The organism is Microvirga solisilvae (genome assembly GCF_022808595.1).
In the GTDB taxonomy this organism is placed as follows: Bacteria; Pseudomonadota; Alphaproteobacteria; order Rhizobiales; family Beijerinckiaceae; genus Microvirga; species Microvirga solisilvae.
Genome location: NZ_JAKUCN010000007.1, coordinates 161,905 through 188,587, shown reverse-complemented (window position 1 = coordinate 188,587; position 26,683 = coordinate 161,905). Strand labels below are relative to the sequence as shown.

General features: G+C 62.5%; 28 protein-coding genes. 19 read left to right on the top strand and 9 right to left on the bottom strand.

Translation table 11 applies throughout. The features are described 5' to 3' along the window. From MJ639_RS14890 to MJ639_RS14875, 4 genes are read right to left on the bottom strand one after another with little or no spacing between them, the layout of a single operon-like run. Nucleotides 1-834 (bottom strand): ABC transporter ATP-binding protein, encoded by an 834-nt coding sequence (locus MJ639_RS14890; protein WP_243374508.1) that lies wholly within the window; start codon nt 832-834, stop codon nt 1-3. Next, nucleotides 834-1,766, bottom strand: coding sequence for a nickel transporter permease (gene nikC, locus MJ639_RS14885; protein WP_243374424.1), 933 nt, complete (start codon nt 1,764-1,766; stop codon nt 834-836). Before nikC ends, MJ639_RS14890 begins: the two co-directional genes overlap by 1 nt. Beyond that, nucleotides 1,766-2,821, bottom strand: a complete 1,056-nt coding sequence (locus MJ639_RS14880) for an ABC transporter permease (protein ID WP_243374422.1) — start codon at nt 2,819-2,821, stop codon at nt 1,766-1,768. The genes nikC and MJ639_RS14880 overlap by 1 nt, the downstream gene beginning before the upstream one ends. A gap of 7 nt (nt 2,822-2,828) precedes the next feature. Further along, entirely contained in the window at nt 2,829-4,424 is a 1,596-nt protein-coding gene (locus MJ639_RS14875) for an ABC transporter substrate-binding protein (protein WP_243374420.1), read from the bottom strand. A 207-nt stretch (nt 4,425-4,631) separates the two neighbouring features. Here MJ639_RS14875 and argH point away from each other — a divergent pair, with 207 nt between their 5' ends. The 3 genes from argH (at nt 4,632) to MJ639_RS14860 (ending at nt 6,933) form a co-directional block, all read left to right on the top strand. Beyond that, the gene (gene argH / locus MJ639_RS14870; protein ID WP_423790803.1) at nt 4,632-6,032 is read left to right on the top strand and encodes an argininosuccinate lyase; all 1,401 of its coding nucleotides are present in this window, start codon (nt 4,632-4,634) and stop codon (nt 6,030-6,032) included. 173 nt (nt 6,033-6,205) lie between these two features. Continuing rightward, nucleotides 6,206-6,640 carry an Hsp20 family protein gene (locus tag MJ639_RS14865; RefSeq protein ID WP_243374418.1) on the top strand — a complete coding sequence of 145 codons (435 nt, stop codon included), beginning with the start codon at nt 6,206-6,208 and terminating at the stop codon, nt 6,638-6,640. A 26-nt stretch (nt 6,641-6,666) separates the two neighbouring features. After that, nucleotides 6,667-6,933, top strand: coding sequence for a BQ00720 family protein (locus tag MJ639_RS14860; RefSeq protein ID WP_243374416.1), 267 nt, complete (start codon nt 6,667-6,669; stop codon nt 6,931-6,933). 15 nt (nt 6,934-6,948) lie between these two features. Here the strand turns inward: MJ639_RS14860 and MJ639_RS14855 are convergent, their stop codons facing one another. Further along, nucleotides 6,949-7,710 carry an alpha/beta hydrolase gene (locus MJ639_RS14855; protein WP_243374414.1) on the bottom strand — a complete coding sequence of 254 codons (762 nt, stop codon included), beginning with the start codon at nt 7,708-7,710 and terminating at the stop codon, nt 6,949-6,951. A gap of 78 nt (nt 7,711-7,788) precedes the next feature. Here MJ639_RS14855 and MJ639_RS14850 point away from each other — a divergent pair, with 78 nt between their 5' ends. The 6 genes from MJ639_RS14850 (at nt 7,789) to pheT (ending at nt 14,199) form a co-directional block, all read left to right on the top strand. Beyond that, a complete protein-coding gene (locus MJ639_RS14850) occupies nt 7,789-9,033 on the top strand; it encodes a glycosyltransferase family 4 protein (RefSeq protein ID WP_243374413.1) in 1,245 nt (414 codons plus the stop codon). Nucleotides 9,034-9,163: 130 nt separating this feature from the next. Further along, on the top strand, nt 9,164-9,694 hold the full coding sequence (gene infC / locus MJ639_RS14845; protein WP_243374411.1) for a translation initiation factor IF-3: 531 nt from the start codon (nt 9,164-9,166) through the stop codon (nt 9,692-9,694). Between the two features lie 199 nt (nt 9,695-9,893). Then, a complete protein-coding gene (gene rpmI, locus MJ639_RS14840) occupies nt 9,894-10,094 on the top strand; it encodes a 50S ribosomal protein L35 (protein ID WP_009494553.1) in 201 nt (66 codons plus the stop codon). Between the two features lie 41 nt (nt 10,095-10,135). After that, complete coding sequence (rplT, locus tag MJ639_RS14835) at nt 10,136-10,504, top strand: 50S ribosomal protein L20 (protein WP_243374409.1); 369 nt, start codon at nt 10,136-10,138, stop codon at nt 10,502-10,504. Between the two features lie 176 nt (nt 10,505-10,680). Beyond that, nucleotides 10,681-11,763, top strand: coding sequence for a phenylalanine--tRNA ligase subunit alpha (pheS, locus tag MJ639_RS14830; protein ID WP_243374399.1), 1,083 nt, complete (start codon nt 10,681-10,683; stop codon nt 11,761-11,763). A gap of 12 nt (nt 11,764-11,775) precedes the next feature. After that, complete coding sequence (gene pheT, locus MJ639_RS14825; RefSeq protein ID WP_243374398.1) at nt 11,776-14,199, top strand: phenylalanine--tRNA ligase subunit beta; 2,424 nt, start codon at nt 11,776-11,778, stop codon at nt 14,197-14,199. Nucleotides 14,200-14,308: 109 nt separating this feature from the next. Here pheT and MJ639_RS14820 read toward each other — a convergent pair whose 3' ends face one another. Then, nucleotides 14,309-15,151: a hypothetical protein gene (locus MJ639_RS14820; protein ID WP_243374396.1), complete on the bottom strand. Its 843-nt coding sequence runs from the start codon at nt 15,149-15,151 to the stop codon at nt 14,309-14,311. After that, on the bottom strand, nt 15,144-15,923 hold the full coding sequence (locus MJ639_RS14815) for a HesA/MoeB/ThiF family protein (RefSeq protein ID WP_243374394.1): 780 nt from the start codon (nt 15,921-15,923) through the stop codon (nt 15,144-15,146). The genes MJ639_RS14820 and MJ639_RS14815 overlap by 8 nt, the downstream gene beginning before the upstream one ends. Nucleotides 15,924-16,078: 155 nt before the next feature. Here MJ639_RS14815 and MJ639_RS14810 point away from each other — a divergent pair, with 155 nt between their 5' ends. The 10 genes from MJ639_RS14810 to MJ639_RS14765 all read left to right on the top strand — a co-directional run bounded on the left by MJ639_RS14810 (nt 16,079) and on the right by MJ639_RS14765 (nt 25,428). Next, nucleotides 16,079-17,083, top strand: coding sequence for a BMP family lipoprotein (locus tag MJ639_RS14810; protein WP_243374392.1), 1,005 nt, complete (start codon nt 16,079-16,081; stop codon nt 17,081-17,083). Nucleotides 17,084-17,210: 127 nt separating this feature from the next. After that, on the top strand, nt 17,211-18,734 hold the full coding sequence (locus MJ639_RS14805; RefSeq protein WP_243374390.1) for an ABC transporter ATP-binding protein: 1,524 nt from the start codon (nt 17,211-17,213) through the stop codon (nt 18,732-18,734). Next, nucleotides 18,734-19,168 (top strand): VOC family protein, encoded by a 435-nt coding sequence (locus tag MJ639_RS14800; protein WP_243374388.1) that lies wholly within the window; start codon nt 18,734-18,736, stop codon nt 19,166-19,168. Before MJ639_RS14805 ends, MJ639_RS14800 begins: the two co-directional genes overlap by 1 nt. Before the next feature lie 14 nt (nt 19,169-19,182). Further along, nucleotides 19,183-20,268 (top strand): ABC transporter permease, encoded by a 1,086-nt coding sequence (locus MJ639_RS14795; protein WP_279306656.1) that lies wholly within the window; start codon nt 19,183-19,185, stop codon nt 20,266-20,268. A gap of 2 nt (nt 20,269-20,270) precedes the next feature. Continuing rightward, nucleotides 20,271-21,176 (top strand): ABC transporter permease, encoded by a 906-nt coding sequence (locus MJ639_RS14790; RefSeq protein WP_243374384.1) that lies wholly within the window; start codon nt 20,271-20,273, stop codon nt 21,174-21,176. Nucleotide 21,177: 1 nt separating this feature from the next. Continuing rightward, nucleotides 21,178-21,582 (top strand): cytidine deaminase, encoded by a 405-nt coding sequence (locus tag MJ639_RS14785; RefSeq protein WP_243374372.1) that lies wholly within the window; start codon nt 21,178-21,180, stop codon nt 21,580-21,582. A gap of 9 nt (nt 21,583-21,591) precedes the next feature. Further along, the gene (locus MJ639_RS14780; protein ID WP_243374370.1) at nt 21,592-22,398 is read left to right on the top strand and encodes a purine-nucleoside phosphorylase; all 807 of its coding nucleotides are present in this window, start codon (nt 21,592-21,594) and stop codon (nt 22,396-22,398) included. Between the two features lie 4 nt (nt 22,399-22,402). Then, the gene (gene deoC, locus MJ639_RS14775; protein WP_243374359.1) at nt 22,403-23,164 is read left to right on the top strand and encodes a deoxyribose-phosphate aldolase; all 762 of its coding nucleotides are present in this window, start codon (nt 22,403-22,405) and stop codon (nt 23,162-23,164) included. Between the two features lie 3 nt (nt 23,165-23,167). Further along, nucleotides 23,168-24,490 carry a thymidine phosphorylase gene (deoA, locus tag MJ639_RS14770; RefSeq protein WP_243374356.1) on the top strand — a complete coding sequence of 441 codons (1,323 nt, stop codon included), beginning with the start codon at nt 23,168-23,170 and terminating at the stop codon, nt 24,488-24,490. Beyond that, nucleotides 24,487-25,428 carry a 2-hydroxyacid dehydrogenase gene (locus MJ639_RS14765; protein ID WP_243374354.1) on the top strand — a complete coding sequence of 314 codons (942 nt, stop codon included), beginning with the start codon at nt 24,487-24,489 and terminating at the stop codon, nt 25,426-25,428. The genes deoA and MJ639_RS14765 overlap by 4 nt, the downstream gene beginning before the upstream one ends. Here the strand turns inward: MJ639_RS14765 and MJ639_RS14760 are convergent. After that, nucleotides 25,425-26,276, bottom strand: coding sequence for a C40 family peptidase (locus MJ639_RS14760; RefSeq protein WP_243374351.1), 852 nt, complete (start codon nt 26,274-26,276; stop codon nt 25,425-25,427). The genes MJ639_RS14765 and MJ639_RS14760 overlap by 4 nt on opposite strands. Continuing rightward, complete coding sequence (locus tag MJ639_RS14755; RefSeq protein ID WP_243374349.1) at nt 26,273-26,620, bottom strand: MarR family transcriptional regulator; 348 nt, start codon at nt 26,618-26,620, stop codon at nt 26,273-26,275. Before MJ639_RS14755 ends, MJ639_RS14760 begins: the two co-directional genes overlap by 4 nt. Nucleotides 26,621-26,683: the final 63 nt, after the last annotated feature.

Sequence of the window (26,683 nt, the reverse complement as noted above, 5' to 3'; positions counted from 1 at the left end):
TTACAGCGCCCAGGAAGGATCGCGGTTGAGCGTAGGCAGCGGACGAACGTCGTTCGCCAGCGTCGGCAGGCAGCGCATGAGGCCCTGCGTATAGGGGTGCTTCGCCTCACGCAGATTCTTAGCCTCCAGCTCTTCCACCACGCGGCCTGCATACATCACGAGCACGCGGTCGCAGAAGGAGGAGACGAGCTTCAGATCGTGCGAGATGAAGATGAGGCTCATGCCGCGCTCCGAGACGAGCTCGTCGAGAATGCGCAGGACTTCCATCGACACCGTCACGTCGAGAGCCGAAGTCGGCTCGTCGGCGATGAGCATGTCAGGATCGGTCACCAGCATCATGGCGATCATCGCGCGCTGGCCCATGCCGCCCGAAACCTCGTGCGGGTAGAGCGAGAACACACGGCCGGGATCGCGCATCTTCACGGCCTCCAACATGGCGAGCGCCTTGTCGCGCGCTTCCGCCTTGCTCGCCTTCGCATGAGCCTGATAGGCCTCGATGATCTGCTCGCCGATGGTCATGACCGGGTTCAGCGAATATTTCGGATCCTGCATCACCATGCTGATGCGTCCGCCCCGCAACTGGCGCAACGTGCGCTTCGACGCGGTTTGTAGATCGATTCCATCGAAGGCCAAGTGCTTGGCCGTCACTTCGCCGGGAGGCGGCGTGAGGCCGAGGATAGCGCGGCCCGTCTGCGATTTGCCGGAACCTGACTCGCCGACGATGCCGAGCCGTTCACGGCCGAGCTGGAAGGACACGCCGCGCACCGCCTCGACGGTGCCCGTGCGCAGGTGGAAACGGACGCGAAGGTCCTCGACTTCGAGAAGCGGCTTCATCATTTCGCGGCCTTCGGATCGAGAACGTCACGCAGGCCGTCGCCCAGCAGGTTGAATCCTAAGCTCACCACGAAGATGGCGATGCCCGGCATGGCGGCGACCCACCATTGATCGATGAGGTAGTTGCGGCCCGTCGCCACCATGGCGCCCCATTCCGGTGACGGCGGCTGCGCACCGAGACCGAGGAAGCCGAGGCCCGCCGCGGTGAGGATGATGCCCGCCATGTCGAGCGTCACGCGCACGATGACGGAGGAGAGGCAGAGCGGCACCACATGGCCGAAGATGATGCGCGGCGTCGAAGCGCCCTGCAGCTTCACGGCAGCGATGAAATCGCTGTTGCGGATCATCAGCGTTTCGGCGCGCGCGATGCGGGCATAAGGCGGCCAGGAGGTGATCGCGATGGCGATGACCGCATTCTCGATGCCCGGGCCTAACGCCGCCACGAAGGCAAGCGCGAGAACGAGGCGCGGGAAGGCGAGGAAGATGTCGGTGATGCGCATCAGCACCGTATCGACCCAGCCGCCGAGATAGCCGGAGACAGTGCCGATCAGAAGGCCGATAGGCGTCGCGATGATCGACACCAGCACGACCACGAAGAGCGTGATGCGCGAGCCATAGATGATGCGCGAGAGGATGTCGCGCGCCTGATCGTCCGTGCCGAGCCAGTAGGTCTCGCTCGGCGGCAGAAGACGCTGCGTGCGCAGGTCACCACCGGCGATCGGTGAATAAGGCGCGAGAAAATCGGCGAACAGAGCCACGAAAAGCAGGAGCAGCACGATTCCGAGACCAAGAACGGCAAGGTGGTTCTTGGTGAAGGAGCGCCATCCGAGATAGGCGCGGCCGAGCCGCGCCTGCCAGCGGGAATGCGGCTCCGCGGAGAGAAGCCATGCCCGCAGGCCGGTGGGTTGGGAGAGAGCAGGGGAGCCGGCCATCAGCGGGTCCTCGGGTCGAGCAGACGATAGAGCAGATCGGAGACGAGGTTGAGCAGCACGAACACGGTGCCGATCACGAGCGTTCCTCCGAGCACGGCATTCATATCCGCGTTCTGCAGTGAATTGGTGATGTACTGGCCGAGCCCCGGCCATGCGAACACGGTCTCGGTGAGCACGGAGCCTTCGAGCAAGTTTGCGTAGGAAAGCGCGATCACGGTCACCAGCGGCACGGCGGCATTGCGCAGGGCATGTTTCCAGATCACGCGCATTTCCGACAGGCCCTTCACGCGCGCTGCGATCACGTATTCCTGCGCCAGCTCATTGAGCATGAAGGAGCGCGTCATGCGGCTGATATAGGCGAGCGAGAAATAGCCGAGCAGGCACGCAGGCAGGATGATGTGCGAAGCCGCATCCCAAAACGCGTCCCACTGGCCCTGCATGGCCGTGTCGAGCAGCACGATGTTCGTGACGGGCGTGTAGAGATAGGCATAGGCCACGTCAATGCGACCCGGTCCAGGAACCCAGCCGAGCTTGGCGTAGAACAGCAGCAGGCTCATGAGGCCGAGCCAGAAGATCGGAATGGAATAGCCGGCAAGGCCGATGAAGCGCACGAACTGGTCGAGCAGGCTGCCGCGCTTCACCGCGGCGAGAACGCCGAGCGGGATGCCGATGAGCGTGCCGATGAGCGTGCCCAGGGTTGCCAGTTCGAAGGTCGCCGGGAAAGCATTCTTGATGTCCGTCATCACCGGGTTGGTGGTGAGAACCGAATTGCCGAAATCGCCGACGACGGCTTTCGTCAGATAGATCCAGAACTGCTGAATGAGCGGCAGGTCGAGGCCCATTTCCTGGCGCACGCGGGCATAAACCTGCGGCGGCGCCCTGTCGCCGACGATGGCGAGCACAGGATCGATGGGGACCACACGGCCGATGAAGAAGGTGACGGCAACAAGCCCGAGAAGGGTCGTCGCCAGCACGAGAATGAATTGAGCGGTCTTCGTAAGGTAGAAGCGGAGGGCATCGTGCCCTCCGCTTCCGTTTGCGATCGATGATGCCATTGCAGGTTTAGTTCTTCTTCGCCTGCGAGATGTCGTTGTCGCTGAACGACGGGCCGAGAACGAAGTTGCTCACGTTCTTGCGCACGGCAGCGACTTCCGTCTGCTGCAGGAAGATCACGAACGGGCCGTCATCGGAAACCGACTTCTGCAGCTCCTTGTACATCTGAGCGCGCTTCTCGCCGTCACGCTCCATCACGGCAGCGCGGGTCTTGGCGGTCAGCGGGCCCGGATCCCAGGCATTGCGCCATGCAAGGGGCTTTGCCTTCGCGCCGTCCGAGTTGTCGTCGTTGGCCGCGAAAGTGTCCGCGTTGGAGTTCGGGTCCTGATAGTCCGAGCCCCAGTTGCCGATATAGATATCGTGCTGGCGGGCGCGGTACTTGGTCAGGGCCTGCTTGGAATCCATCGGCAGGATTTCGAGCTTCACGCCGGCCTGCGCGAAGGTGCTCTGCATGGCCTGGGCGACGCCCATGATTTCAGGCGTGGAGCGGGTGTCCATGGTCACCGAGAAACCGTCCTTCAGGCCGGCCTTGGCAAGCAGTTCCTTCGCCTTGGCGACGTCGAGCTTGTAGGGGTTGTTGGTCTCGGCGCCGAGGAAGCCCTTGGGCAGGAAGTTCTGATGAACGTCGCCCTTGTACTTCATGATCGTGTCGGCGATGGCCGAATAATCCACGAGGTACTTGAGGGCTTGGCGAACTTCAGGCTTCGACAGGTTCGGGTTCTTCTGGTTCAGGCCGAGATAATAGACCGTGCCCTTCGGAGCGCTCTGGATCTGGATGTCCGAGCTCTTCGAGACGGCGTTGATCTCTTCCGGATTCAGGCTGCGCGCCACGTCGATGTCGCCCTTCTCGAGCAGAAGACGCTGGTTCGCGGTTTCCTTGATGTGGCGGTAGATCACGCGAGCGAGCGGGGTCTTCTTTTCATAGTTCGGGTTGCGCTCGAGAACGAGAACCTCGTTCGCCTTCCAGTCGCGCATGATGTAGGGGCCCGAGCCGGCATAGTGCGTCTTCAGCCAGTTATAGCCGAAATCGCCGTCCTTCTCGTTCTGCACCAGCAGCTTCTTGTCGACGACGGAGGCAACCGAGTTGCCGAGGCAGTACAGAACCAGGGTCGGGGCGTAAGCCTTATCCACCTCGAACGTAAACTCGAGCGGGCCGGTCTGCTTGACCTTGTCCTTGACGTTGTTCTTGTCGAGACCGAACTGGCCCAGGATGAACGCCGGCGACTTGTCGAGGATGACGGCGCGGTGCAGCGAATACACCACGTCTTCGGCGGTGATCGGGTTGCCGGAAGCGAACTTGCGGTTCGGCTTGATCTTGAAGGTGTAGGTCTTGCCGTCCGGCGAGACCGTCCAGGACTCTGCGACCTGGCCGGAGATCTTCGAAACGTCCTTGATGTCGTAGGAGATCAGACGCTCATAGGTGTTGCCGTTGATCTCGGAGGCGCTCATCTCGAAGATCTCGGCGGGATCGAGGGAGATGATGTCGTCCATCTGCCAGGCCTGGACGAGCGTGTCCGGGGGCGTCGCTGCCTGAACGGCAGAGAACGAGGTCGCCATGGTGGCGACCATGGCTGCCGAGAGGAGGAATTTCGGTAGTGTCTTCATAGGCCAGTTCCCTTTAGCGCTGGATGCGCCTTTGTTTAAGCCAACCGTATGAATGCAAATCACACAGGCTCTGTCGAGTCTATCAACTGGTTTTAAACTGGCAAACATTGGACAATGTGCTTAATGCAGGTGCAACCCTGCTGCGCTTTGCCTTGGGAGAGGACCTGTGGCAAAGGCTGGCAGACCTTTAAACTCGGGTGAAACACAGTGTCCGAAGAAGCCAAGAAGTCCGGTGCCAACACCATGTGGGGCGGGCGGTTCTCGTCCTCGCCGAGCGCGCTCATGGAAGCGATCAACGCCTCCATCGATTTCGACAAGCGCCTTTACGCTCAGGACATCCAGGGCTCTATCGCGCACAGCACCATGCTCGCCAAGCAGGGCATCATCGCGGAGAGCGACCGGGCCGCGATCCATGACGGCCTGCAGCGGGTGCTGGGCGAGATCGAGACAGGAAACTTCACCTATTCCAAGGCGCTCGAAGACATCCATATGAATGTGGAGAGCAGGCTTCGCGAGATTGTGGGCGATCCGGCTGCCCGCCTTCATACGGCCCGCAGCCGCAACGATCAGGTCGCCGTCGATATCCGCCTCTGGATGCGCGATGCCCATGACCGCACGGAAGAGCAGCTCACCAACCTGATCAAGGCGCTGCTGAACAAGGCGGAGAAGAACGTGGCGACCGTGATGCCCGGCTTCACGCATCTGCAGAGCGCCCAACCGGTGACCTTCGGTCATCATCTCATGGCCTATGTGGAAATGTTCGGCCGCGACCGCAGCCGCATCCGCGATTCCCGCAAGCGCCTGAACGAATGCCCGCTCGGCGCGGGCGCGCTCGCCGGCACGTCCTTCCCCATCGACAGGCACATGACGGCGAAGGCGCTGGGCTTCGATGGCCCGACCCGCAACTCGCTCGATTCCGTGTCGGATCGCGACAGCCTGCTGGAATTCATGTCGGCGGCCTCGATCTGCGCCGTGCATCTGTCGCGGCTGGCGGAAGAGATCATCATCTGGATGTCGGCGCCGTTCGGCTTCGTGAAGCTACCCGACCGTTGGACTACCGGGTCCAGCATGATGCCGCAGAAGCGCAATCCCGATGCGGCGGAACTGGTGCGCGGCAAGTCGGGCCGCATCTTCGGCTCGCTGATGGCCGTGCTCGCCATGATGAAGGGCCTGCCGCTGACCTATTCCAAGGACATGCAGGAGGACAAGGAACAGGTCTTCGACGCCGCCGACAGCATCGAGATCGTGCTCGCCGCCATGACCGGCATGATCGAGGATTTGGAGCCCGTGCCCGAGCGCATGGCGGCTGTCGCTGGAGCAGGCTTCTCCACCGCGACGGATCTCGCCGACTGGCTCGTGCGCGATCTCGGCATTCCCTTTCGTGACGCCCACCACGTCACGGGCCGCATCGTCTCCGAGGCGGAAAAGCGCGGCTGCACCCTGGAGGAGCTGCCGCTGGACGTCATGCAGGCTGTCGAGCCCAAGATCCACAAGGGCATCTTCGACGTGCTGAGCGTCGAGAACTCCGTCCGCTCCCGCACCAGCTTCGGTGGCACCTCGCCTGTGCGCGTGGCCGAGCAGGTCGCCTGGTGGCGCGGACAGGTCTGAGAAGCGGCCCGTTTACTCTGATTTCTATCCCCGCCGGGGCGCTCTGGCGGGGGTCTTGATCCACTCGGAAAGCATATCCATATTGCTGACAACGGCCTTGAGATAAGGCTGTGTGAGTGCCGCATGAGCGGGCTTACATTCAACCGAAGTGCCTCTAACCTTGGGCTTCGAATATGTCGCGTCAGTCGCCCTTTGGGCATCCGTTTCTGTTAGGCTTCGACGAGATCGAGCAGGCGCTCGACCGGGTCGCGAAAGCAGCGGGAGACGGCTATCCGCCCTACAATATCGAGCGTTTGCCTCGTACCGAACACGCTCCCGAGCGTCTGCGCATCACCCTGGCTGTCGCTGGCTTTACCCAGGACCAGCTCGAGGTGACCCTGGAAGAGAACCAACTCGTCATCCGGGGGCGTCAGTCCGACGACAAGACCAGGCACTTCCTTCATCGCGGCATCGCCGCCCGTCAGTTTCAGCGTACCTTTCTCCTTGTCGATGGCATGGAGGTTCAGGGCGCGGACCTGTCCAATGGCCTGTTGTCGATCGATCTGATCCGGCCCGAACCGGAGCGGATCATCCGCAAGATCAACATCATCGCCACGGACAAGGTTTGACGGCAGCATCCGCACAGGAGACGGCCATGAACCATAACACCAATCATCATGCCGATCGGCCTCTGAATGTGGCTGAGCTGGCTAATCTGGGCCTCGGCGAGATGGCTTATGTGAAGCCGCTGCGTTCCGACGAAGTCGCGCGGCTGTTTCCGGAGGCTCCCAAGCTCCAGCCGGGCATGAATCTCTTCGCACTTCTTTCCGCCAGCGGCGAGCCCATTATGCTCACCGACAGCCGCGAGACGGCTGTGGCTAATGCATGGGCGCATGATCTGACGACGGTGAGCCTGCATTAAGGCTCACCTTCATTCTCACGCGATTGACGCGATTGCTCCAATCAACCGCTCGATATCCTCGTCTCGCGACAGGCGATGATCGCCATCCTTGATCAGCGTGAGCGAGACGCTGTCTCCCGGCAGGTGCTCCACAAGTTCGAGCGCGTGGTTCCACGGTACGTCCGGGTCCTCCATGCCCTGAAGGATATGGACAGGGCAGCCGGTCTGGATCGGCTTGCCAAGGAGAAGGTGGCGACGCCCATCCTCGATCAGCACTTTGGTGATCGGGTAGGGATCCTCCGAATAGGCCGACGGGCGGTAATAGACCCCGGTCTCTTCCACCGCCCGCCGGATATCCTCCGGAAAGCGACCCCACATGAGCTTTTCCGTCATGTCGGTCGCCGGTGCGATGAGCACGATGCCGGCGGGTGCGAGGGCAGGGCGGGTCTGCATCAGGTGGCGTGCGGCAAGCAGCGAGATCCAGCCGCCCATGGAGGAGCCGACCAGAATCGGGCGCTCCTTCAGGAAACGCTCTATGACGGCAAGCGCCTCTTCCAGCCAGTGGGAGATGGTGCCTTGCTGGAAATCGCCGCTCGATTCCCCATGCCCACTATAATCGAAGCGAAGACAGGCGCGGCCCTGGGCTTCCGCCCAGGAATCGATGGCCGTGGCCTTGGTGGCCCGCATGTCGGACTTGAAGCCGCCGATCCACACCACCGGCGGTCCCTTGCCATCCCGGTGGAGCACGGCGATCCGGCGCGCATCGGCGCCTTCTCCGACTGTGACGCTTTGCTGCATGGTTAACCTGTCCTCAACTGCTTTGAAGCAAGGGTTTAAAGCGATTCTGTCATTCCCTACGAGAAGGCTCTTACATCGGTGAGTTTTTCAGCGCGACCCGGCGGAGGAGCATCTTTCCCGTCATCCCATATTCATCCCCTCGCTGGCCGGACGATCCTGCAGATCATCCCGGAGCTTGAAGCAGGTGGGGCGGAGCGCACCGCCGTCGACATCGCCGAGGGACTGGTGAACGCCGGCGCGCGGGCCCTGGTTGCCACCGAGGGCGGACGGCTCGTGGGCGAGCTCCAGGCCAAGGGCGGGATCTGGATTCCGTTCCCGGCGGCGACGAAGAACCCCTTTTCCATGTTTCTCAACGTGCGCAGGCTCGCCAAGATCTGCCACAAGGAGAAGGTGTCGCTGATCCATGCCCGCTCCCGTGCTCCGGCCTGGGTGGCCATGGGCGCGGCGCGCAGCCTCAACATCCCGTTCGTGACCACCTATCACGGCAGCTATTCCGGCCGCTCCTCGGTGAAGGTGCTCTACAACTCGGTCATGGCCCGGGGCGATGTGGTGATCGCCAACTCGCAATATACGAGCAACCTGATCCGCTCCCATTATCCCCAGGCCGCCGACCGGATCGGGGTGATCTATCGGGGAACGGATTTCCTGAAATTCGCGCCCGCCGCCGTGGCGCCCGAGCGAATCGAGGCCCTGCGCAAGGCCTGGGACGTGGCGCCCCACGAGCGCGTGGTGCTGCTCGCGGCGCGGCTGACAGGATGGAAGGGCCAGAAGGTTCTGATCGAGGCCGCCGCCAAGTTGCGCGATGCGGGCATGACCGATGTCGCCTATATCCTGGCGGGCGATCCGCAGGGGCGGGATTCCTATGTGAAGGAACTCGACAGTCTGATCGAGGCCAAGGGCCTGAAGGGAATCGTGCGCCGGGTCGGCCATTGCACCGATATGCCGGCCGCCTTCCTGGCGGCCGCCGTGGTCACGGTGCCTTCCACGGAGCCGGAAGCCTTCGGCCGCTCGGCGGTGGAGGCCCAGGCCATGGGAACCCCGGTGGTGGTCTCCGATCTCGGGGCCGTGCCGGAGACGGTTCTTGCCCCGCCGACGGTTCCCCAGCAGGAGCGGACCGGCTGGCGGGTGCCGGCTGGCGATGCCGAGGCCTTGGCCGAGGCGGTAGGCTCCGCCCTGACCCTGGGCGCGAGCGCCAGAATCGCCTTGAGCACCCGGGCGAGGGCCCATGTGGAGCGGAACTTCTCGCTCGAACGCATGGTTTCGAGCACGCTCAATGTGTATTCCGCTCTTCTGGATAGCTGGTCAGCCCACAGAACGAGTTGACTTCCCGCCGTTTTGAGCGAAATGTCAAAACCATTCGCGGCAATGTTGAGCTTGCTGAAGAGGCTTTTGGAAAAAGGTCTCCCCCCTCAACTGAGCCCCTAAACAGGAGATACGAGCCATTCGCCGTCCCATGAGACCCTTGCCGGTGCCGCAGAAAGAAGGCCCGCGCGCAAACCGAGACATTCGCGGCGTCCGCGAAGTTCAGCTGATCGATGATACCGGACAGAACAAAGGCGTAATGCCCTTCTTCGATGCCATGCGCCTCGCCGAGGACGCTGGTCTCGATCTGGTGGAAATCTCGCCGAACGCGACCCCTCCGGTCTGCAAGATCCTCGATTACGGCAAATTCCGCTTCCTGGAACAGAAGAAAGCCGCCGAGGCGCGCAAGAAGCAGAAGACCGTCGAGGTCAAGGAAATCAAGCTGCGCCCGGGCATCGACGACCACGATTACGACGTGAAGATGAAGGCCATGAAGAGCTTCTTCGAGGAAGGCAACAAGGTGAAGATCACCCTGCGCTTCCGTGGCCGTGAGATGGCCCACCAAGCCCTGGGCCTGAAGGTCCTCGACCGGGTCAAGGCCGATGTCGGCGATATCGCCAAGGTCGAGATGGAGCCGAACTTCGAGGGCCGTCAGGTCGTCATGGTCCTGGCACCGCGCTAAGCGACTCCTACCTAAGCGAAATTCATGGCCGTCGGGGTTCCGGCGGCCATTGCTTTTTGGGGCGGCTTCTGCCATAAGCCCCCCTTCATCGAACCGCCCGGCTGTTAGGGCTGCCGTGGCGGTTTGTTTTGCTCAAGCAGCAAGACTGGGCCTGAAAGGCGGGTTTCCCGCTCCGAAGGCCTGACCAAAGGAGAGCCAAATGCCCAAGCTGAAGACGAAATCTGGCGCGAAGAAGCGCTTCAAGATCACTGGCACCGGCAAGGTCGTTTACGCCCAGGCCGGCAAGCGCCACGGGATGATCAAGCGGACCAAGAAGCAGATCCGCAACCTGCGCGGCACCACGACGCTGTTCGAGGGCGACGCCTACAACGTGAAGAAGTACTTCCTGCCCAACGGCTAAGGCGGTCTTCCACCAATCCCGGATTTTGAAGGAGTTTTCCCATGGCACGCGTCAAACGGGGCGTTACGTCCCACGCCAAGCACAAAAAAGTTTTCAAGGCCGCCAAAGGTTTCTACGGCCGCCGCAAGAACACCATCCGCATCGCCAAGCAGGCGGTCGAGAAGAGCATGCAGTATGCGACGCGCGATCGTCGCAACAAGAAGCGCACCTTCCGCGCTCTCTGGATCCAGCGTCTCAACGCTGCCGTCCGCCTGCATGACATGACCTATTCCCGATTTATCGACGGTCTCGGCAAGGCTGGGATCGAGGTCGATCGCAAGGTCCTGTCCGAAATGGCCATCCACGAGCCGGCTGCTTTCGCCGCTTACGTGGAAGCCGCCAAGGCCGCCCTGCCGCAGCAGGCTGCCTAAGTCGGATAGACTAGCTTTCGGTGCGGCTGGCTCGTTCAGCCGCACCTGACTCCCCCTTCTCCGAGACCATCCGCGCTGACGGCTGAACGCTGTCGGTTGCGACCACGCGGCTCGGACGACTTCACGGTTCCCGCGCCGCGCCTCACTTGAAGCGCTTAGCATCTGGCTAGGGACCGATGACCGATCTCAATCAACTTGAACGTGACCTGCTTTCCCAGGTCGAAGCCGCCGGCGACGAAGCGGCGCTCGAATCCGTGCGCGTATCCGCGCTCGGCAAGAAGGGCTCCGTCTCCGAATTGCTCAAGACCCTCGGCGCCATGACGCCCGAGGAGCGGAAAGAGCGCGGGCCTCTCATCAACGGCCTGCGCGACAAGGTGCAGGGCGCCCTTGCGGCGAAGAAGGAAACGCTCGCCGAGGCCGCTCTCGGAGCGCGCCTCGCCGCAGAGCGCATCGACGTGACGCTGCCCGTGCAGGAAGCGCCGGAAGCGCGCGGCCGCATCCATCCCATCAGCCAGGTGATCGAGGAACTGACGGCGATCTTCGCCGATATGGGTTTCTCCGTGGCCGAGGGTCCGGATATCGAGACGGATTATCTCAACTTCACAGCGCTGAACTTCCCCGTCGGCCATCCGGCGCGCGAGATGCACGACACTTTCTTCCTCGCTCCCGACGAGAAGGGCGAGCGCAAGGTGCTGCGCACGCATACCTCGCCAGTGCAGATCCGCACGATGACGTCGCAAAAGCCGCCGATCCGCGTGATCATTCCCGGCCGCACCTATCGTCACGACTCGGACCAGACGCACACGCCGATGTTCCATCAGGTCGAAGGTCTCGTCATCGACAAGCAGGCCAACATCGCGCACATGAAGTGGATTCTCGAAGAATTCTGCAAGGCCTTCTTCGAGGTCGATCAGGTGAAAATGCGCTTCCGCCCGTCGTTCTTCCCCTTCACCGAACCGTCGGCTGAAGTGGATATTCAGTGCTCGCGCAAGGGCGGCGAAATCCGCTTCGGCGAAGGCACCGATTGGCTCGAAATTCTCGGCTGCGGCATGGTGCATCCGAACGTGCTGCGCAATTGCGGTCTCGATCCCGACGAGTACCAGGGCTTCGCCTGGGGCATGGGCATCGACCGCATCGCGATGCTGAAATACGGCATGCCGGACCTGCGTCCATTCTTCGAGGCCGATGTGCGCTGGCTGAACCATTACGGCTTCCGCCCGCTCGACATTCCGTCCCTCGTCAGCGGCCTGACTTCGTAAAGGAGAGCACCTATGAAATTCACTCTCTCCTGGCTCAAGGATCACCTTGAGACCAATGCATCTCTCGACGAGATCGTGGAAACGCTCACGCGCATCGGCCTCGAGGTCGAAGGCGTCGAGGACAAGGCGAAGACGCTTGGCGCCTACATCAACGCTTATGTGATCTCCGCCGAGCAGCACCCGAATGCTGATCGCCTGCGCGTATGCATGGTCGATACCGGCACCGGCTCGCCGATTCAGGTTGTCTGCGGCGCACCGAATGCGCGCACTGGCATGAAGAGCGTGTTCGCGCCTCCCGGCACTTATGTTCCGGGTAAGAACATCACGCTCGGTGTCGGCACCATTCGTGGCGTCGAGAGCGCGGGCATGCTGTGCTCGGCGGCGGAGCTGGAGCTCTCCGAGGATCATGACGGCATCATCGAGCTGCCGGAAGATGCGCCTATTGGCGTTGCCTACGCTGCTTATGCCAAGCTCGACGATCCGGTGATCGAGATCAATCTCACGCCGAACCGTCCCGATTGCACGTCGATCTTCGGTATTGCGCGCGATCTCGCGGCAGCCGGTCTCGGCACGCTCAAAGGCGGCGATGTTCCGGCCATCCAGGGCAAGGGCGCTTGCCCGGTTTCCGTCACGCTCGATTTGTCGGGCGATGACGCGAAGCTCTGTCCGACCTTTGCTCTGCGTCTTGTGCGCGGCGTGAAGAACGGTCCGTCGCCGGAATGGATGCAGCGCCGTCTGCTCTCCATTGGCCTTCGTCCGATCAACGCGCTCGTCGACATCACCAACTACATCACCTTTGATCGCGGCCGTCCGCTGCACGTGTTCGACGCCAAGAAGGTAAAGGGCAATCTCACCGTTCGTCGTGCGAGGGATGGCGAGGAGGTGCTGGCGCTCGATGGTCGCACCTACAAGCTCGATGCAGGGACGGTGGTGATCGCCGATGAGAACGGCGTTGAATCCATTGCCGGCATCATGGGCGGCGAGCATTCCGGTTCGGATGAGGGCACGACCGATGTGCTGATCGAATCCGCGCTGTGGGATCCGCTGAACATCGCCCAGACTGGCCGCAAGCACGGCATCATCACCGATGCGCGCTACCGCTTCGAGCGCGGCATCGATCCCGCCTTCACGGTGCCGGGTCTCGATCTCGCGACGAAGATGGTCATCGATCTCTGCGGCGGCGAGCCGACGGAGGCCGTTGTCGCGGGCAAGGTTCCTGATACGACGCGCGTCATCGACTTCCCGTATTCGGAAGTGCCGCGCCTGTCGGGTCTCGACGTGAAGCCTGCCGAGTCGGAAGAAATCCTGAAAAAACTCGGCTTCAAGGTTGAGGGCTCGGGCGAGCGCGTGAATGTGGTGCCGCCGTCCTGGCGTCCCGACATCGAAGGCAAGGCCGATCTCGTCGAAGAAGTGATCCGTATCGCCGGTGTCGACCGCATCGAGCCGAAGCCGCTGCCGCGTCTCGAAGCAACGGTGGCAAAGCCGATCCTCACGCTCATCCAGAAGCGCACGCGCGTCGCGCGCCGTTCGCTCGCCATGCGCGGATTGGTGGAGGCCGTCACCTGGTCCTTCATCTCGAAGGATGAAGCCGAGCTGTTCGGTGGTGGCGATGCACGCCTTGCGCTCGCCAACCCGATTGCGGCGGAACTCTCCGACATGCGTCCCTCGCTGCTGCCGGGTCTATTGAAGGCAGCCCAGCGCAATGCGGATCGCGGCATCGGTGACGTGGCGCTCTTCGAAGTCGGCCAGACCTTCGCGTCGGATGAGCCGGAAGGCCAGTCGATCAAAGCCGCCGCTGTCCGTCGCGGCACGGCGCGCGCGGAAGGCGTTGGCCGTCACTGGAATGGTGGCGCTGAAAGCGTTGATGCATTCGACGTCAAGGCTGATGTGTTCGCACTTCTGACGGCGCTCGGCATTCCGGCAGGCGGTCTTCAGATCGTCGCGGGCGGTCCGGCATGGTTCCATCCTGGCCGTTCCGGCACGCTGCAATTCGGCCCGAAGAACATCGTTGGCGCGTTCGGCGAGGTTCATCCGAAGATCCTGAAGGCGCTCGACCTGAAGGGGCCGCTGGTGGCCTTCGAGCTCAATCTCGATGCGCTCCCGCCGCCCAAGGCGAAGCCCACCAAGATGAAGCCGAAGCTCTCGCTGCCGGACTTCCAGCCGCTCACCCGCGACTTCGCCTTCGTGGTGGGTCGCGATGTGGCGGCAGGCGACATCGTGAAGGCGGCGCAAGGTGCGGAGCGTGCGCTCATCGTCGGCGTCGACGTATTCGACATCTACGAGGGCACGGGCATCGATCCGGACAAGAAGTCCGTCGCGATTGCCGTCACCTTGCAGCCCACGGAAAAGACGCTCACCGACGTGGAGATCGAGGCCGTCACGGCCAAGATCGTCGCCGAGGTGTCGAAGAAGACCGGCGCGGTGCTGCGCGGGTAATATCAGTTAGATGAAGATGGTGGAGAGACCAGTCCCAATGGTCCTCCACCAACAATTCCGGTCTTCCGCCAGCATCCCTTTTGGATCTGTGGAACTGATCCTGCGGGATCTATTCCTTATCGGCGGAAATCATATCGAAGACCTGCCGCCATGGCTCCTCGACCTGTTGAGGCGTTCGCCGACTTTGAAGCTTATAGCGAATGATCCCCAACTCCAGTTGGAGAATATCTTTTTCCATGAAGATATCGGGGATGAGATTTGGGTCTCGTACGCGGTCGAAATAATCGTCCAGCTCAGGCCACTCGTTCCGCTGGTGTTTGTATCTGTCGATCCATTGAGACCATAGATGATGTTCTTCCTCGTACCATTTAAATGTCTTTCCTGCTTTCAGAAGCTCTTCGGTCCTTGAGAGGTTGTCGGAGATGATGCTCAGGCGGATGGCTGCCAAATAATATGCCTGTGCCTGAGAATCCCATTGTCGTCCCTTATAGGGGCGACACCAATCTTCGTGGTCGATCGAGGCTTGGTGGAGAAGGGCATCGTCAAAAATGAACTCATTGCTCAGAATGGCAGTGATATAGGCCTGAGCCCGCAACAGGCGGCCGCGGTTCAAGGGAAATCCAGTTTTGCATTTCCCTGATTCGAGCTTTCGATCCTGGTGGCTCCGCTGGACAACGTGATGCCCCTTCACCAGAAAATTGAGGGCATCGGCATCGTTCAGGCCAGAATAGAAAATCTTCAGCCCCATAAAAAGCTGACGCTCTGCGGTCCAATCCGGTTTTATGTTGATGTCCCAAGTCGCGAATAGGTCTTTCTCGAGGAGTTGCCGATAGTCAGCGCGCCCTGATTGGTACCGGGCCTGCCATATAGACTTGAAGCGGCAGCTATCCACGGAGGGCTCTCTCTTCTGAAAGAGCATCGCTGCAAGTCGGCCGATGGGCGCTTTAAACATCACGCTTCCCACTCAATGGGTTCGCCTCGTCCCACCCATAACGGAACGTATCGAACCGCATTCCCAGCGCATCGACCATGAGAAGCCGTCCGACGAGGCTTTCTCCGAATCCGACGATCTCGCGGATCACCTCCATCGCCATCAGGCTTCCCATCACGCCCGCCAAAGCCCCGAGCACGCCTGCTTCCGCGCAGGTGAGAATAGCCCCCGGCGGGGGCGGGGAGGGGAAAAGGCAGCGATAGGTAGGGTTCGGCTTCCCGTCGGGGCCGGTTTCATGGGCCCGGATCGTGGTGAGCGAGCCGTCGAACTGGCCCAGAGCCGCCGTGACCAGGGGCTTTTTCTCGAAAAAACAGGCATCGGACACCGCATAGCGGGTGTCGAAATTGTCCGAGCCGTCGGCGATGATGTCGTAGCGGCGGATCAGGTCGCGGGCATTCTCAGGCGTGATCCGCAAATCGTGGGGCTCGATCTCCACATGCGGATTGAGCCTCTGGGCGGCCCTGGCCGCGCTTTCCACCTTCAAAGTCCCGATATCCGGCGTTCCGTGGATCACCTGCCGCTGCAGGTTGGAGAGGGACACCGTATCGTCGTCCACAACCCCGATGGTGCCGATTCCGGCGGCCGCCAGGTACTGGATCAGGGGGGCTCCCAGGCCCCCGGCTCCGATCACGAGGACGCGAGCCCCCTTAAGCTTCAATTGCCCGGGGCCACCCACGTCTCTCAGGACAAGATGGCGGGCATAACGGTCGATTTCGTCGGGGTTTAGAGGCATGGGGCTGACTTTAACGCCGGAGCTTGAGCTATCAACTATATCCCCGAAGGAAAATAACATCCGGCTTGACAGAGACCTTGGCGTCGTGACCCTTCCCATGCCATCGTCAAGGGGCAACCGGGTATCAATCCGGCGTCTAACAGGGAACAAAGCCGATGACAGTAACCAAGTTTGGCCTCGCGCTCGCGGGCCTCGCCTTTTCCGCCACGGCTGCCTTTGCGCAGCAGGCGGCCTTCAAGCCCGCTATCGTCTACGATCTGGGCGGCAAGTTCGACAAATCCTTCAACGAGGGCGTTCACACGGGCGCCGAGAAGTTCAAGAAGGACACGGGCACCGAATACCGCGATTTCGAGCCGCAGAACGACGCCCAGCGTGAGCAGGCCCTGCGCCGCTTCGCCCGCGACGGCTTCTCGCCCATCGTGGCCGTGGGCTTCTCCCAGGAAACCGCGCTGAAGAAGGTGGCCGAGGAGTTCCCGAACACCAAGTTCGCCATCATCGACGCCGTGGTCGAGAAGCCGAACGTCCAGTCCGTCGTGTTCAAGGAGCACGAGGGCTCGTTCCTGGTCGGCCTCCTGGCCGCCAAGGCCTCGAAGACCGGCAAGGTCGGCTTCGTGGGCGGCATGGACATCCCGCTGATCCGCAAGTTCGCCTGCGGCTACGTCCAGGGCGTCAAGTACGCCAACAAGGACGCCGAAGTGTTCCAGAACATGACCGGCACCACCGGCGCAGCCTGGAATGACCCTGTGAAGGGTGGCGAACTCGCCAAGGGCCAGATCTCCCGCGGCGCGGACGTGATCTATCATGCGGCCGGTGGCACGGGTGTCGGCGTCATGCGCGCGGCTGCCGACGCTGGCAAGCTCGGCATCGGCGTCGATTCCAACCAGAACGCCCTGCACCCCGGCAAGATGCTGACCTCCATGGTCAAGCGCGTGGATGTTGCCACCTACAACGCCTTCGACCAGGCCAAGAAGAACACCTTCAAGGCCGGCGTCTCGGTTCTCGGCCTTGCCGAAGACGGCGTGGCTTGGGCTCTCGACGACAACAACAAGTCGCTGATCACCGCCGACATGAAGGCTGCTGCCGACAAGGCCTCCGCCGACATCAAGTCGGGCGCGATCAAGGTCCACGACTACATGTCGGACTCCAAGTGCCCGATGTAATCTGACGCATCGATCCGGCCGCAGGCTTCTCTCAAGAGGGCCTGCGGCCTTTTCCGTTTTTAGGTTTGTGCTTTTTCCGATAAGGTTCGCTTCAGTTTTTCCTTGCCGGACAACCCCCTAGAGGCCGATGTCTCCCGCCATTGAACTCATTGCCATCAACAAGAGCTTCGGCGCCGTTCACGCCAACAAGGACGTGAATCTCTCCGTCGAGCGCGGCACGATCCACGGCATCGTCGGCGAGAACGGTGCGGGAAAATCGACTCTCATGTCGATCCTCTACGGTTTCTACGAGGCTGATTCCGGCGAGGTCCGCGTCAACGAAAAGCCGATCCGAATCCGCTCATCCATTGACGCCATCTGTGCCGGCATCGGCATGGTTCACCAGCATTTCATGCTGGTCGAGCCGCTGACCGTGGTCGAGAACGTGATGCTCGGCGCCGAAGGCGGCGCCATGCTGCGCGCGGGCGAGGCCAAGGTGCGCAAGGAGCTTGCGCGGCTCGCCAGCGATTACGGTCTCGAGATCGATGTGGACGCCACCGTCGGCGAACTTTCGGTAGGCCTCCAACAGCGCGTCGAAATCCTGAAAGCCCTCTATCGCGGCGCGGATATTCTCATTCTTGACGAGCCCACCGCCGTGCTCACGCCGGCGGAAGCGGATGCGTTGTTCGAGCTGCTCCGCTCGCTGAAAGCACAGGGCAAGACCGTCATTCTCATCACCCACAAGCTGCGCGAGATCATGGCGATCACGGATCGCGTGTCCGTCATGCGCCGCGGCGAGATGGTCGCGACCGTCGAGACGGCGAACACATCGCCTCCGGAACTCGCCGAGTTGATGGTCGGCCGCCGCGTGCTGCTGCGCGTCGAGAAAACCGAGAAGGTGCCGGGTGCCCCTGTTCTCGAAGTGCAAAATCTTTCCGTCGTCGATGCGCGCGGCGTGCTGCGCGTCGCGAATGCATCGCTGACCGTTCGCGCGGGCGAGATCGTCGGCATCGCGGGCGTTGCTGGCAACGGTCAGAGCGAGCTTCTCGAAGCCATTGCCGGCATGCGTCGTCCGGTGCTCGGCTCGATCCGGTTCCAGGAGCAGGACGTTCCGGCCGACGAGCACAATCCGCATCACATGCGCGAACTTGGGCTCCTGCATGTGCCGGAGGATCGCCTGCGCATGGGGCTCGTGCCTGCATTCCCCGCCTTCGAGAGCGCCATCCTCGGCTTCAGTGACGAGCCGCAGCTGGGGAAGGGACCGATCCTCGATCACGACCGCCTCGTCGCGGATCTGGCGAAGAAGATGGAGCAATACGATGTGCGCCCGCCCGCGCCGCGTCTGAAGACATCGAACTTCTCCGGCGGCAACCAGCAAAAGATTGTTCTGGCACGCGAGATCGAGCGCAATCCGAAAGTGCTTCTCGTCGGCCAGCCCACGCGCGGCGTCGATATCGGCGCCATCGAGTTCATCCATCGCCGTCTCATCGCGCTGCGTGATGCGGGTGTCGGCATCCTGCTGGTATCGGTAGAGCTCGACGAGATCATGCATCTGTCCGACCGCATCCTCACCATGTGCGGCGGCAAGATCACCGGCGAGCGCAAGGCATCGCAGACCAACGAGCAGGAACTCGGCCTGCTCATGGCCGGCGTGACGGACGAGGCCGCCTGATGCAACCGCGTTTGACCCTCGTTACGCTGGGTGTCGCCGACCTGGCAAAATCCCGCGCCTTCTACGAAGCTTGGGGCTGGACTGCATCGTCTGCAAGCCAGCCGAGCGTCGTATTCTTCCAAGCGAACGGATTGGCGCTGGGTTTGTTCGGGCGTTCCGCTCTCGCCGAAGACGCGCATGTGGAAGACAAGCCCACCGGCTTTGCCGCCATCACGCTCGCTTACAACGCGCGCTCCAAGCAGGAAGCCGACGAGGTTTATGCCCTCGCGATCGCAGCCGGCGCGCGCGCCGTGAAGCCGCTGCAGGACGTGTTCTGGGGCGGCTATTCAGGCTATTTCGCCGATCCCGACGGGCACCTCTGGGAGGTGGCCTGGAATCCCTTCTTCCCACTCGACGAACAGGGTCACCTGTTCCTGCCGGATAGTTCGACGTGAGTGCTCCTATCGAAATGCCCAAATGGGCCGACACGATTCTCGTGCCCGCAATCTCCGTCGTGGCGGCGTTCCTGATCGCAGGCCTCGTGGTGCTCAGCATCGGCGAGAACCCGCTGACAGCCACGCGCTATCTGCTGCAGGGCAGCCTCGGAACGGGCGAGGGCTTAGGCTTCACCCTGTTCTACGCCACCGACTTCATCTTCGTCGGATTGGCCGTGGCGGTGGCCTATCACGCGGGCCTGTTCAACATCGGTGGTGAAGGTCAGGCGACGCTCGCTGGCCTCGGCACCGCGCTCGCGCTCAACAATCTCACCTTCCTGCCGGGCTTTCTGCTCATTCCCGTCGGCATTCTCGCAGCCGCCGCCTTCGGCGCCGCATGGGCCGCGATCCCTGGCTACCTGCAGGCCAAGCGCGGCAGCCATATCGTGATCACCACGATCATGTTCAACTGGCTTGCGAGCGTTCTCATCGTCTACCTGCTGGTGAACGTGCTGCGCGAGCCGCAATCCATGAATCCGGAAACGCGTGCCTTCCCCGAGGCTGCGCAAATCCCCTTCATGCACGATGTGTTCGCCTGGTTCGGCATCACGATCCCGTCGTCGCAGCTCAACCTCACCTTCGTGCTGGCGCTGATCTCGTCCTATCTGATCTGGCTCCTCATCTACCGCTCGCGTCTCGGCTATGCGATCCGCGTCGTCGGCTCCAACCCGACTGCTGCGGTCTATGCGGGCATCTCGCCTGCGCGCATCATTATCATCGCCATGGTGCTGTCCGGCGCGCTCGCGGGCGGCCTCGCGGTGAACGAGCTGATGGGCTACCAGCACCGCCTGCTTTTGGAGTTCACGGCGGGTTACGGCTTCGTCGGCATCGCGGTCGCGCTCATGGGGCGCGCGCATCCCGTCGGCATCATCCTCGCCTCGCTCCTGTTCGGCATTCTCTATCAGGGCGGCGCGGAGCTTGCCTTTGAACAACCCGCCATCACCCGCGACATGGTGGTGGTGATCGGCGGCATCATCATTCTGTTTGCTGGCGCTCTCGACGGCCTCTTCCGCCGTCTCGTGGCGCATCTGTTGTCGCGTCCTAAGCTGGCGGGAGCATGAGCATGGATCTCGGTATTCTCGTCACGGTTTTCGACTCGGCGCTGCGTCTCTCCATTCCGCTGCTGGCCGCGTGTCTTGCGGGCCTCTGGTCCGAGCGCTCAGGCGTTGTCGATATCGGTCTCGAAGGCAAGATGCTGGTGGCGGCGTTTGCCGGAGCTGCCGGCGCTTATGTGTTCGGCTCCGCATGGATCGGGCTTGGCTTCGGCATTTTCGCTTCCGTGGCGTTCGCGCTCATTCACGGCTTCGCCTCCATCAGCCAGCGCGGCAACCAGATCGTGTCGGGTGTTGCCATCAACATGCTGGCGGCGGGCCTTACCGCCATCGTCGGCAATGCCTGGTACGGGCAGGGCGGACGCACGCCGCCGCTGGAAGGCGATCAGCGTTTCGACGATTTCCTGTTCGGTCATTCGGCGCTTGTCTTCGTGGTGCTCCTGGCCGTGCCGCTGACTTGGTTCATTCTCGGCCGCACGCGCTTCGGCCTTCGCCTGCGCGCCGTCGGCGAGAACCCGGCAGCTGTCGATACAGCGGGCATCTCGGTGACGGGCCTGCGCTATTCCGCCGTCATCATCGGCGGCGTTCTTTGCGGCCTTGGCGGCGTTTATCTCTCCGTCGCACAGGCCGCGGGCTTCCTGCCCAATATGACGACGGGGCGCGGCTTCATCGCGCTCGCAGCACTCATCTTCGCCAAGTGGCGCGCATGGCCCGCGCTCGGCGCCTGCTTCCTCTTCGGCCTTCTCGATGCCATCGCCAACCAGCTGCAGGGCTTCTCGTTCCCCGGCATCGGCGAGGTTCCGGTGCAGGCCATTCAGGCGCTGCCCTATCTCATGACGGTGATCCTGCTCGCCGGCGTCATCGGCAAGGCCATTCCGCCACGCGCGGCCGGCGTGCCCTATGTGAAGGAGCGTTGAGATGGCTTCTCTCGATACGTTGTTCGAAGCGGCCAAGACGATTCAGGCCAAGGCCTATGCGCCTTATTCGCGCTTCAAGGTCGGTGCCGCCATCGCGGCGCCCGATGGGCGCATCTTCACCGGATGCAATGTGGAGAACGCGGCTTATCCCGTTGGCGCCTGCGCGGAAGGGGGAGCGATCTCCGCCATGATCGCAGGCGGCGCAAATCGCATCACAGAAATCGTGGTGATGGGCGAGGGCGATCTGCTCTGCACGCCCTGCGGCGGTTGCCGTCAGCGCATCCGCGAATTCGCCTCGCCCGATACCAAAATTCACGTCGCGGGCCCTGAAGGCATCCGCAAGAGCTTTACCCTAGAAGAGTTGCTGCCCTTCTCGTTTGGGCCGGACAACCTGACGGACAGATAAGAGACGAACATGCAACAGAACGTTCAACAGGCCGCCGAATTCGTGCGCGCTCGCGGCTTCGATGGCCGCTTCGATGCCGCCTTCGTGCTCGGTACCGGCCTCGGCACTCTAGTCGATGAGCTGAGCGATGCGGTGAGCCTCGCTTACGCCGACATCCCGCATTTCCCGAAGAGCGGCGTCTCCGGCCATGCGGGCAAGCTCGTTGCGGGCACCCTTGAAGGAAAGCGCGTACTGCTGTTCCAGGGCCGCGCGCATTATTATGAGACAGGCGATGCGGGCGCGATGCGCCTGCCCGTCGCCTTTGTGAAGGAGCTCGGCATTCCGGTGCTGGTGGCCACCAATGCGGCAGGTTCCGTGCGCGCCTCGATCCGCCCCGGCAGCCTTGTGGCGATCAACGATCACCTCAATCTTTCCGGCGCGAACCCGCTGTTGCGCGATCACACTGAAGGCCGGTTCGTCTCTCTCACCGATGCCTACGATCCCGCCTTGCGCGAGGTATTGCAGCGCGCGGCAAAGAAGAGTGGCATCGATCTGCCTGAAGGCGTCTATGCCTGGCTCTCGGGCCCGAGCTTCGAAACGCCCGCCGAAATCAAGATGGTGCAGGTGCTCGGCGGTGATCTCGTGGGCATGTCCACCGTGCCGGAGGTGATCCTCGCGCGCTATTACGGGCTGCGGGTTGCTGCAATCTCGGTGGTGACCAACCTCGCTGCGGGCATCGAAGGCGCTTCGCCCTCGCACCAGGAAACCAAGGACACGGCGGCGGAAGCCTCCGAGAAGTTCAAGCGTCTTATCCGTTCCTTCGTCGCGGAGCTTTGATACCATGTCTGACGCATCAATCGCCCAGCGGGCGCTGCGCTGCCTCGATCTCACCGACCTCAACGACAACTGCACCGATCAGGCCATCGATGCGCTGTGCAAGAAAGCGCTCGATCCGCGCGGTCCCGTGGCTGCTGTCTGCGTGTGGCCGCAATTCGTGAAGCGCGCGCAGGAAAACCTGAAGGGCTCGCCTGTTCGCATCGCAACGGTGGTGAACTTCCCCGCTGGCGGTGAAGATGTGGATCGCGTGGTCGACGACACGAAGGAAGCGCTTTCCGACGGTGCGAACGAGATCGATCTCGTGCTGCCCTATAGCGCCGTTCGTCGTGGCGACCTGACTATCGCAATCGAGATGGTGGAAGCCGTGCGCGACCTCGTCGATCATGGCCGGCTTCTGAAAGTCATTCTCGAGACCGGCGAACTGAAGGACGCGCAACTGATCGCGGCGGCAAGCCGCCTGTCGATCGAAGCAGGCGCTGACTTCATCAAGACATCGACCGGCAAGTCTCCTGTTTCCGCCACGCCGGAAGCAGCCGAGATCATGCTCAACGCCATCAAGGCCTCCGGACGCAATCTGGGTCTCAAGCCTTCGGGCGGCATCCGCACGGTGGCTGATGCAAAACTCTATCTTGAACTCGCAGACCGCATCATGGGTGCAGGCTGGGCCACGCCACAGACCTTTCGCATCGGCGCGAGCAGCGTCTACGACACGCTGATCGCCGCCATCGAAGGACGGGAAGGCCAAGCGGCCACCGGAGCATATTGAACAATGACGCTTCTTCCTCAGGAAATCATCCGCCGCAAGCGCGACGGCGCAACGCTCAACGCTGAAGAGATCCACCACTTCATCCAAGGCCTCACCTCGGGCCATGTCTCCGAAGGTCAGGCGGCATCATTCGCCATGGCGATCTTCTTTCGCGGTCTCTCCGTGCCGGAGCGCGTGGCGCTGACGCAGGCCATGATGAACTCGGGCGAAGTGCTGAAATGGGATCTGCCGGGCCCCGTGCTCGACAAGCACTCCACCGGCGGCGTGGGCGATACGGTGAGCCTCGCGCTCGGCCCGGCAGTCGCAGCCTGCGGTGGCTACGTGCCGATGATTTCCGGTCGCGGCCTCGGCCATACGGGCGGCACGCTCGACAAGTTCGATTCCATTCCGGGCTATGTCACGCAGCCCGATATCGATACCTTCCGCTGTGTGACGCGCGACGTCGGCTGCGCCATTATCGGCCAGACGGCGGATCTCGCTCCTGCCGACAAGCGCCTTTACGCCATCCGTGACGTGACGGCGACGGTGGAATCCATCGATCTCATCACAGCCTCCATTCTCTCGAAGAAACTGTCCGCAGGCCTCCATGGCCTCGTGATGGACGTGAAGTTCGGCTCCGGCGCATTCATGGACAACGCGAAGGATGCGCGCGCTCTCGCTGAGAGCCTTGTGCTCGTCGCCAATGGCGCGGGCCTGCCGACGAGCGCATTGCTCACCGACATGAACCAGTCGCTCGCCTCCGCTGCGGGCAACGCCGTCGAGATGGCCTATGCGGTGGATTACCTGACAGGCCGCAAGCGCGAGAAGCGCTTCCACGAGGTGACGGTGGAACTGTCTGCCGAGATGCTTGTGCTCGGCAGGATCGCCGCCGACATCAAGGACGCGCGCGAAAAAATCGAGAACGCGATTTCTTCGGGCAAGGCAGCGGAAGTCTTCCAGCGCATGGTGAGCGCACTCGGCGGGCCTTCCGACTTCCTGGAGAACCACGGCAAGCATCTGCAGGCGGCCCCGGTGGTTCGTGCGATCCATGCGGAGCGCTCCGGCATCGTGCAGAGCGTCGCCACGCGCGATGTGGGCGTTGCTGTCGTGGCGCTTGGCGGCGGCCGCACGCGTCCGCAGGATCCCATCGATCACGCGGTCGGTCTCACGCAGCTTGCCGAGATCGGCGAGACGGTCGATGCCAACCGCCCGCTCGCCATCGTCCACGCACGCAGCGAAGAGGCTGCGCAGGCAGCCGAGCGTATGGTGCGCGCGGCTTATGCGCTCGGCGACGCCAAGGCGACGTCCGGTGCGATGATCCTCGAACGCATCGGAGCGAAATCGTGAGTCTTCTCGTCGCCGTTACCTGGGAAACGCAGCCCTGGGTGGAACGCTTCACGCGTCATCTGCCGGGCCGCGAGATCGTGGTGCTCGGCGAGGAATTCGACAGAAGCAAAATCCGCTACGTGGCGACCTGGGGCCCGAAGCCGGGGAGCCTCGACAACCTGCCGAACCTGCAGGCGATCTTCTCGCTCGGCGCAGGTGTCGATCATCTGATGGGCTATCCCGATCTTCCCGCTGCGCCCATCGTGCGCGTGGCGCAGGACGATCTCACCCACCGCATGAGCGAATACATGGTGATGCATTCACTCATGTATCTGCGCGATCATGCGCGCTTCTCGGAAGCGCAACGCGCCAAGCGTTGGGAGCCGGATCGCTCGCCGCCGATCGCCTCTGACGTGCGCGTCGGCATCATGGGCTTCGGCGTACTGGGGCAGGATGCTGCCGCAAAACTCAAGATGATGGGCTTCGATGTAGCAGGCTGGAGCCGCACGTCGAAGAGCGTGGAAGGCTTCAAGGTTTATTCCGGCGACAACGGGCTTGATGAGTTTCTTGCCCGCACGGACATTCTCATCGCACTTATCCCGCTCACGCCCGATACGCGCGGCATTCTCAACCGCAGTTTGTTCAAGAAGCTCGCGCAGGACGGCAGGCTGGGCGGCCCGGTGCTGATCAATGCGGGTCGCGGAGGCTTGCAGGTGGAGAGCGATATTCTCACCTGCCTCGACGATGGAACGCTGAAGGCCGCAACTCTCGACGTGTTCGAGAAGGAGCCGCTGCCGGAATCCTCTCCGCTCTGGGCGCATCCGCGCGTCACCATCACGCCGCACAATGCAGCCGTGAGCGAGCCGGAGGCGACGGCGCGCTACATCGCGCAGCAGATCCTCCGCCACGAGGCGGGAGAGTCGTTCGAGAACATGGTGGATCGGGCGCGGGGCTATTAACCGAAGCGCTTGATCGAACTGATCGGGCCGTAGCTCGTGCGGCGGATGCGCTCTTCCGCAACCGAGAGCGGCTCGATCATCACGGTCATGCTGTGGCCGGTGGCGTGGATGAAGTTCGTTGCATCCATCATCAGGCCCACATGGCCTTTCCAGAACACCAGATCGCCGCGCTTGAGGCCGCTGAGATCTGGCTTCACCTCAATGACGGTGCCGAGCTCGCGTTCCTGCATGTCGCTGTCGCGCGGCGCCTTGATGCCCGCTGCATTCAGCACGGTTTGCGCCAAACCTGAACAGTCGATGCCAAGGCTCGTCTTGCCGCCCCAGAGATAGGGCGTGTGCAGGAAGCGCTCGGCAACGCTCACGTAATCCGTCTCGCGCGCATCGATGCTTGCCAGATGCGGGGCATAGAGCCAGCCGCCATCCGCCATCTTTGCGTAATCGCCTTCGGTGCCGATGATCGCGACCTTCGAGTTCATGGTCAGAAGGTCGATGTGCGGGAGCTTCAGGTTGGGGCCGGGATAGATGAAGGTGCGGATCGCCGCGACCTTGTGCGTCGCCTTCGGTCCTGGGTCGCCCAGAACGACGCTCGGCAGGTAGCCTACATAGCCGTCGTCCTGCAACTGCACCCAGGCCCAGCCCTCGTGCTCGTCATAGACGGTGACAGATTCGCCGAAGATCGCCTGCGTATCCACGGGCGCCTCCCGGGAAGGATGACGGTGCAGGGGAGAGAAGGTGGCGATGACGCGCTTCACCGTCCCAGTCGTAAAGCGCTCGGCCTCGACTTGCCCGCGAAGCTTCTCGTCCGCCAGATCGGCACGGACGGGGGTGATGCGGCGGTCGAAACTCATCGGGGCAGCTCCTTGGCACGGGCGGTAATGGTGTCTCCTAGCCGTTCCACGGCCAAAGCGCCAGCGACCGTACGCTGGATGATCACATTGCGCCGATCCGCCTCATCGCGGCGGCGGGAGACGAGGTCGAGCTTGCCCAGCGTGTCGAGGGCGCGGGTGATGACGGGCTTCGTCACCTTGAGCTTGGCGGCGAGCCCGCGCACCGTATGAGGCGGCGGCTCCAGATAGATCGTGAGCAGAATGGCGATCTGCCGGGAGGAGAGGTCTCCGCCTTGATGCACGAGCTCGAGATGGACATCGTGCCAAAGCGTGAGGGATTGCAGAGCGCGCAGCTCGATGGACATGAGGCATCCGTTCGTTACGGACCCGGATTATTCGGGCCCACAACGAACGATGCAACCTGTCTT

Coding starts and splice junctions, on each gene's coding strand:
- MJ639_RS14890 (WP_243374508.1), bottom strand. CDS start 834: ATGAAGCCGCTTCTCGAAGTCGAGGACCTTCGCGTCCGTTTCCACCTG.
- nikC (WP_243374424.1), bottom strand. CDS start 1,766: ATGGCCGGCTCCCCTGCTCTCTCCCAACCCACCGGCCTGCGGGCATGG.
- MJ639_RS14880 (WP_243374422.1), bottom strand. CDS start 2,821: ATGGCATCATCGATCGCAAACGGAAGCGGAGGGCACGATGCCCTCCGC.
- MJ639_RS14875 (WP_243374420.1), bottom strand. CDS start 4,424: ATGAAGACACTACCGAAATTCCTCCTCTCGGCAGCCATGGTCGCCACC.
- MJ639_RS14865 (WP_243374418.1), top strand. CDS start 6,206: ATGTCGCGTCAGTCGCCCTTTGGGCATCCGTTTCTGTTAGGCTTCGAC.
- MJ639_RS14860 (WP_243374416.1), top strand. CDS start 6,667: ATGAACCATAACACCAATCATCATGCCGATCGGCCTCTGAATGTGGCT.
- MJ639_RS14855 (WP_243374414.1), bottom strand. CDS start 7,710: ATGCAGCAAAGCGTCACAGTCGGAGAAGGCGCCGATGCGCGCCGGATC.
- infC (WP_243374411.1), top strand. CDS start 9,164: ATGAGACCCTTGCCGGTGCCGCAGAAAGAAGGCCCGCGCGCAAACCGA.
- rpmI (WP_009494553.1), top strand. CDS start 9,894: ATGCCCAAGCTGAAGACGAAATCTGGCGCGAAGAAGCGCTTCAAGATC.
- rplT (WP_243374409.1), top strand. CDS start 10,136: ATGGCACGCGTCAAACGGGGCGTTACGTCCCACGCCAAGCACAAAAAA.
- pheS (WP_243374399.1), top strand. CDS start 10,681: ATGACCGATCTCAATCAACTTGAACGTGACCTGCTTTCCCAGGTCGAA.
- pheT (WP_243374398.1), top strand. CDS start 11,776: ATGAAATTCACTCTCTCCTGGCTCAAGGATCACCTTGAGACCAATGCA.
- MJ639_RS14820 (WP_243374396.1), bottom strand. CDS start 15,151: ATGTTTAAAGCGCCCATCGGCCGACTTGCAGCGATGCTCTTTCAGAAG.
- MJ639_RS14815 (WP_243374394.1), bottom strand. CDS start 15,923: ATGCCTCTAAACCCCGACGAAATCGACCGTTATGCCCGCCATCTTGTC.
- MJ639_RS14810 (WP_243374392.1), top strand. CDS start 16,079: ATGACAGTAACCAAGTTTGGCCTCGCGCTCGCGGGCCTCGCCTTTTCC.
- MJ639_RS14805 (WP_243374390.1), top strand. CDS start 17,211: ATGTCTCCCGCCATTGAACTCATTGCCATCAACAAGAGCTTCGGCGCC.
- MJ639_RS14800 (WP_243374388.1), top strand. CDS start 18,734: ATGCAACCGCGTTTGACCCTCGTTACGCTGGGTGTCGCCGACCTGGCA.
- MJ639_RS14795 (WP_279306656.1), top strand. CDS start 19,183: ATGCCCAAATGGGCCGACACGATTCTCGTGCCCGCAATCTCCGTCGTG.
- MJ639_RS14790 (WP_243374384.1), top strand. CDS start 20,271: ATGGATCTCGGTATTCTCGTCACGGTTTTCGACTCGGCGCTGCGTCTC.
- MJ639_RS14785 (WP_243374372.1), top strand. CDS start 21,178: ATGGCTTCTCTCGATACGTTGTTCGAAGCGGCCAAGACGATTCAGGCC.
- MJ639_RS14780 (WP_243374370.1), top strand. CDS start 21,592: ATGCAACAGAACGTTCAACAGGCCGCCGAATTCGTGCGCGCTCGCGGC.
- deoC (WP_243374359.1), top strand. CDS start 22,403: ATGTCTGACGCATCAATCGCCCAGCGGGCGCTGCGCTGCCTCGATCTC.
- deoA (WP_243374356.1), top strand. CDS start 23,168: ATGACGCTTCTTCCTCAGGAAATCATCCGCCGCAAGCGCGACGGCGCA.
- MJ639_RS14760 (WP_243374351.1), bottom strand. CDS start 26,276: ATGAGTTTCGACCGCCGCATCACCCCCGTCCGTGCCGATCTGGCGGAC.
- MJ639_RS14755 (WP_243374349.1), bottom strand. CDS start 26,620: ATGTCCATCGAGCTGCGCGCTCTGCAATCCCTCACGCTTTGGCACGAT.